At 31.4% G+C, this 4,407-nt stretch carries 8 protein-coding genes; all 8 read left to right on the forward strand.

Features of this window, described 5'->3' with window-relative positions:
* Positions 1 to 113: 113 nt before the first annotated feature.
* The 8 genes from infA to Q0075_RS13130 all read left to right on the forward strand — a co-directional run bounded on the left by infA (position 114) and on the right by Q0075_RS13130 (position 4,240).
* Positions 114 to 329, forward strand: a complete 216-nt coding sequence (gene infA, locus Q0075_RS13095; protein WP_026725626.1) for a translation initiation factor IF-1 — start codon at positions 114 to 116, stop codon at positions 327 to 329.
* 10 nt (positions 330 to 339) lie between these two features.
* Positions 340 to 456 carry a type B 50S ribosomal protein L36 gene (gene ykgO, locus Q0075_RS13100; protein WP_002987490.1) on the forward strand — a complete coding sequence of 39 codons (117 nt, stop codon included), beginning with the start codon at positions 340 to 342 and terminating at the stop codon, positions 454 to 456.
* Between the two features lie 2 nt (positions 457 to 458).
* Positions 459 to 833 (forward strand): 30S ribosomal protein S13, encoded by a 375-nt coding sequence (gene rpsM, locus Q0075_RS13105; protein WP_073583306.1) that lies wholly within the window; start codon positions 459 to 461, stop codon positions 831 to 833.
* Between the two features lie 11 nt (positions 834 to 844).
* A complete protein-coding gene (gene rpsK, locus Q0075_RS13110) occupies positions 845 to 1,228 on the forward strand; it encodes a 30S ribosomal protein S11 (protein WP_008254446.1) in 384 nt (127 codons plus the stop codon).
* Between the two features lie 83 nt (positions 1,229 to 1,311).
* Complete coding sequence (gene rpsD / locus Q0075_RS13115; RefSeq protein ID WP_297869902.1) at positions 1,312 to 1,917, forward strand: 30S ribosomal protein S4; 606 nt, start codon at positions 1,312 to 1,314, stop codon at positions 1,915 to 1,917.
* A 20-nt stretch (positions 1,918 to 1,937) separates the two neighbouring features.
* Positions 1,938 to 2,930 (forward strand): DNA-directed RNA polymerase subunit alpha, encoded by a 993-nt coding sequence (locus Q0075_RS13120; protein ID WP_231842242.1) that lies wholly within the window; start codon positions 1,938 to 1,940, stop codon positions 2,928 to 2,930.
* Between the two features lie 62 nt (positions 2,931 to 2,992).
* Complete coding sequence (gene rplQ / locus Q0075_RS13125) at positions 2,993 to 3,478, forward strand: 50S ribosomal protein L17 (RefSeq protein WP_291107682.1); 486 nt, start codon at positions 2,993 to 2,995, stop codon at positions 3,476 to 3,478.
* An 84-nt stretch (positions 3,479 to 3,562) separates the two neighbouring features.
* Positions 3,563 to 4,240 carry a hypothetical protein gene (locus tag Q0075_RS13130; protein ID WP_297869903.1) on the forward strand — a complete coding sequence of 226 codons (678 nt, stop codon included), beginning with the start codon at positions 3,563 to 3,565 and terminating at the stop codon, positions 4,238 to 4,240.
* The last annotated feature ends 167 nt before the right edge of the window (positions 4,241 to 4,407 follow it).

The raw sequence follows: 4,407 nt of genomic DNA on the forward strand, positions 1-4,407 counted from the left end.
ATGGTTGGAGTTGCAATAGATACTATTCAACAAATAAATTCTTATTTATTGAATAAACACTATGATGGTTTGATGAAAAGTGGTAAAAATAGAAAAGCAGTAGCTTAATTTTTATGGCAAAGCAATCAGCAATAGAACAAGACGGAACAATTATTGAAGCATTATCAAATGCTATGTTTCGTGTAGAATTAGAAAACGGACACGTTGTAATTGCTCATATCTCTGGTAAAATGCGTATGCATTACATTAAGTTGTTACCGGGTGACAAGGTTAAACTTGAAATGAGCCCTTATGATTTGTCTAAAGCAAGAATTACTTATAGATACTAAAGCTATTAAAATGAAAGTAAGAGCATCAGTTAAAAAGAGAAGTGCCGAGTGCATTATTGTACGTAGAAAAGGAAGATTATACGTTATTAACAAAAAGAATCCTAGATTTAAACAAAGACAAGGATAATTATGGCAAGAATTGCAGGGGTAGATATACCTAAACAAAAGAGAGGAATCATTGCTTTAACATACATTTTTGGTATTGGTAAAAGCAGAGCTAAAGATATTTTAGCTAAAGCTCAAGTGAGCGAAGACAAAAAAGTTCAAGATTGGAATGATGACGAGATCGGAGCAATCCGTGACGCGGTATCATACTATAAAATTGAAGGAGAATTGCGTTCAGAAGTTCAATTAAACATCAAACGTTTAATGGATATTGGATGTCAAAGAGGTATTCGTCACAGAGCTGGACTTCCATTAAGAGGTCAAAGAACTAAAAACAACTCTAGAACTAGAAAAGGTAAGAGAAAAACTGTTGCTAACAAGAAAAAAGCAACTAAATAATAAGTAATAATATGGCTAAAGCAACTGCAAAAAAACGTAAAGTTATCGTTGAATCTTCGGGAGAAGCACATATTAATGCTACTTTTAACAATATCATCATTTCTTTAACTAATAAGAAAGGTGAAGTAATTTCTTGGTCTTCAGCTGGTAAAATGGGCTTTAGAGGTTCTAAAAAGAATACTCCTTATGCAGCTCAAATGGCAGCAGAAGATTGTAGTAAAGTAGCTCTTGAAGCTGGACTTAAAAAAGTGAAAGTTTATGTGAAAGGTCCAGGAAATGGTAGAGAATCTGCTATTAGATCAATCCATAACTCAGGAGTTGAAGTTACAGAAATCATTGATGTAACTCCAATGCCTCACAACGGATGTCGTCCTCCGAAAAGAAGAAGAGTATAATTTAAGTATAACACGGGTAGGTTTAAAATTATCGAAGGATATAGACCTGAATTCATAATTCCTACCTTTTTTAATTTTTTAAAATGGCAAGATATACTGGTCCAAAAACAAAAATTGCTCGTAAATTTGGCGAAGCAATCTTCGGAGATGATAAAGCCTTCGAAAAAAGAAATTACCCTCCAGGGCAACATGGTTTAGCTAAAAAGAGAGGTAAAAAATCTGAATATGCTGTTCAGTTAATGGAAAAGCAAAAAGCTAAATATACTTATGGTATTTTAGAAAAACAATTCAGAAACTTATTTAAAAAAGCATCTGCTGCTTCTGGAGTAACAGGTGAAATCTTATTACAATTATGTGAAGCTCGTTTAGATAACGTAGTTTACAGAATGGGTGTTGCTCCATCTCGTAGAGCTGCTCGTCAAATTGTATCTCACAGACACATCACTGTTAATGGTGAAGTTGTTAATGTACCTTCTTACCACCTAAAACCTGGTGATAAAGTTGCTGTACGTGAAAAATCAAAATCTCTTGAAGCTATTGACCGTTCTTTAGCTGCTTCTTCTCATGTATATGAGTGGATTACTTGGAATAATGATACTAAAGAGGGAACTTTTGTTTCTGTACCTCAAAGACTTCAAATTCCAGAAAATATTAAAGAACAACTAATCGTTGAGTTGTATAACAAATAATAATTGACATTAGTCGAAATATGGCAATATTTAATTTTCAAAAGCCCGATAAAGTTATCATGATCGATTCTACGGATTTCGAAGGTAAATTTGAATTTAGACCTTTGGAACCTGGTTACGGATTGACTGTTGGTAATGCACTTAGAAGAGTTTTGCTTTCTTCACTTGAAGGTTATGCTATTACATCAGTACGTATTGAAGGTGTAGAACATGAGTTCTCTACAATCGCTGGTGTAGTGGAAGATGTAACAGAAATTATCTTAAACCTTAAACAAGTACGTTTCAAACGTCAAATTGAGGATATTGATAATGAGTCTGTTTCTATCTCTCTTTCAGGTAAAGATAAAATTACTGCAGGTGATTTTCAAAAATTCATCTCTGGTTTTCAAGTTTTAAATCCAGATTTAGTTATCTGTAATTTAGACAGCAAAACAGCTATCAACATGGAACTTTCTATCGAAAAAGGTAGAGGATATGTTCCTGCTGAAGAGAACAAAAAATCAAATGCTCCAATAGGAACTATTTTTACAGATTCTATTTACACCCCAGTAAAGAACGTAAAATATGCTATTGAGAATTTCCGTGTGGAACAAAAAACGGATTACGAAAAATTAGTTTTTGAAATCATTACTGATGGTTCTATCCATCCTAAAGATGCTTTAACTGAAGCTGCTAAAACGTTAATTCACCACTTTATGTTGTTCTCTGATGAAAGAATTACTCTTGAGGCAGATGAAATTGCTCAAACTGAGTCTTATGATGAAGAATCTTTACACATGAGACAGTTATTGAAAACTAAATTAGTTGATATGGACTTATCTGTAAGAGCATTAAATTGTTTAAAAGCGGCTGAAGTTGATACATTAGGTGATTTAGTATCTTTCAATAAGAACGACTTAATGAAGTTCCGTAATTTTGGTAAAAAATCATTAACTGAATTAGATGAGTTAGTGGCAAATAAAAACCTTACTTTCGGAATGGATTTAACTAAATATAAGTTAGATAAAGAATAATTGCTTCATATTTTGCGCTCCTTAGCTGGATTGATGCAAGATGAAGATAAATAATAGACGTCATGAGACACGGAAAAAAAAATAATCATTTAAGTAGACAAACAGGACATAGAAAAGCTATGTTAGCTAATATGGCTTGTTCGTTAATTGAGCATAAGCGTATTAATACAACTGTTGCTAAAGCAAAAGCTTTAAAACAATTTATTGAACCATTAGTAACAAAATCAAAAGAAGATACAACTCACAATCGTCGTATTTGTTTCTCTTATTTAAGAGATAAATATGCAGTTACTGAATTGTTCAGAGAAGTTGCTGCTAAAGTTGGTGACCGTCCAGGAGGATACACACGTATCATCAAGTTAGGAAACCGTTTAGGGGATAACGCTGATATGGCAATGATTGAGTTAGTAGATTTCAATACATTGTACAATGGTGGTAAAAAAGAAGTTAAGAAAACGACTCGTCGTGGTAGAGCTAAAAAAGCGGAAGGTACTGCTCCTGAAGCTCCAGCTACTGAAACTTCTGAAAATACTGAAGCTACAGAATAATATATTTTTTAATATGTTAAAAAAAAGGATAAACTATTATAGTTTATCCTTTTTTATTTTAATTTGTATTTTAAAATTTTAATTATGAAAAATTATTGCTTGCACTTTATGTTATTTGTAACATTTTCTTTTTTTGCTCAAGATAATCAAAACTCTAAAAAGGGAGATTATAATATCGATTATTTAGGAAATTTCAATAAAGCGGGTATGTGGTTGCCTGCTTCAGTTGAAGATAAGTCTATTTCAGGTTCTCCTTATTTGTTTAATTCTTGGGAAGGTTTATTCTCTGTTATAAATATGAAAGGGAATCGATTTGATTTACTTAATTTAAATTACAATATCTCAACTAAAAAATTAGAATCTAAAGTTTCTAAAGACTCTGTATTTCAATACGATTTAAAAGATATTGATAAAGTTAAATATCTCTCTAAAGTCTATAAAGTTTATAATGAAGAGCTTTTTCTTCAATTGTTCACCTCTGATACTTTTGAATTTTTAAAGTCATTTCAAGTAGTTATTCAAGAAGCTGTTAGTAATCCTCTAACTCAATCTTCATTAACACCTAGAAGATACGTTTATAAAAATGAATATAAAATTTTTCGAAATGGTGTTGTCACAGATTTTAAATTGAATAAAAAATCTTTATTAAATCTTTTTCCTGATAAAATTGATCTAATAAAGAATTATGCTAATTCAAATAAATTATCATTTAGTGAAGAAAACGATGTCGTGAAAATTTTTAATTATATCGTTAATAATTAAAATAATTTCACAAAACAACTTTTATAACTAAATTTGCAACCACAACAACACAACGCAATGAAATACAACAATCGTTCTAAGGCCGTTTTACTTCTTAAAGACGGTACTATTTTTCACGGAAAATCAATCGGAATTGAAGGTGTAACTTTTGGTGAAGTCGCTTTTAA

The sequence above is a fragment of the uncultured Flavobacterium sp. genome (assembly GCF_937967675.1).
GTDB lineage: Bacteria > Bacteroidota > Bacteroidia > Flavobacteriales > Flavobacteriaceae > Flavobacterium.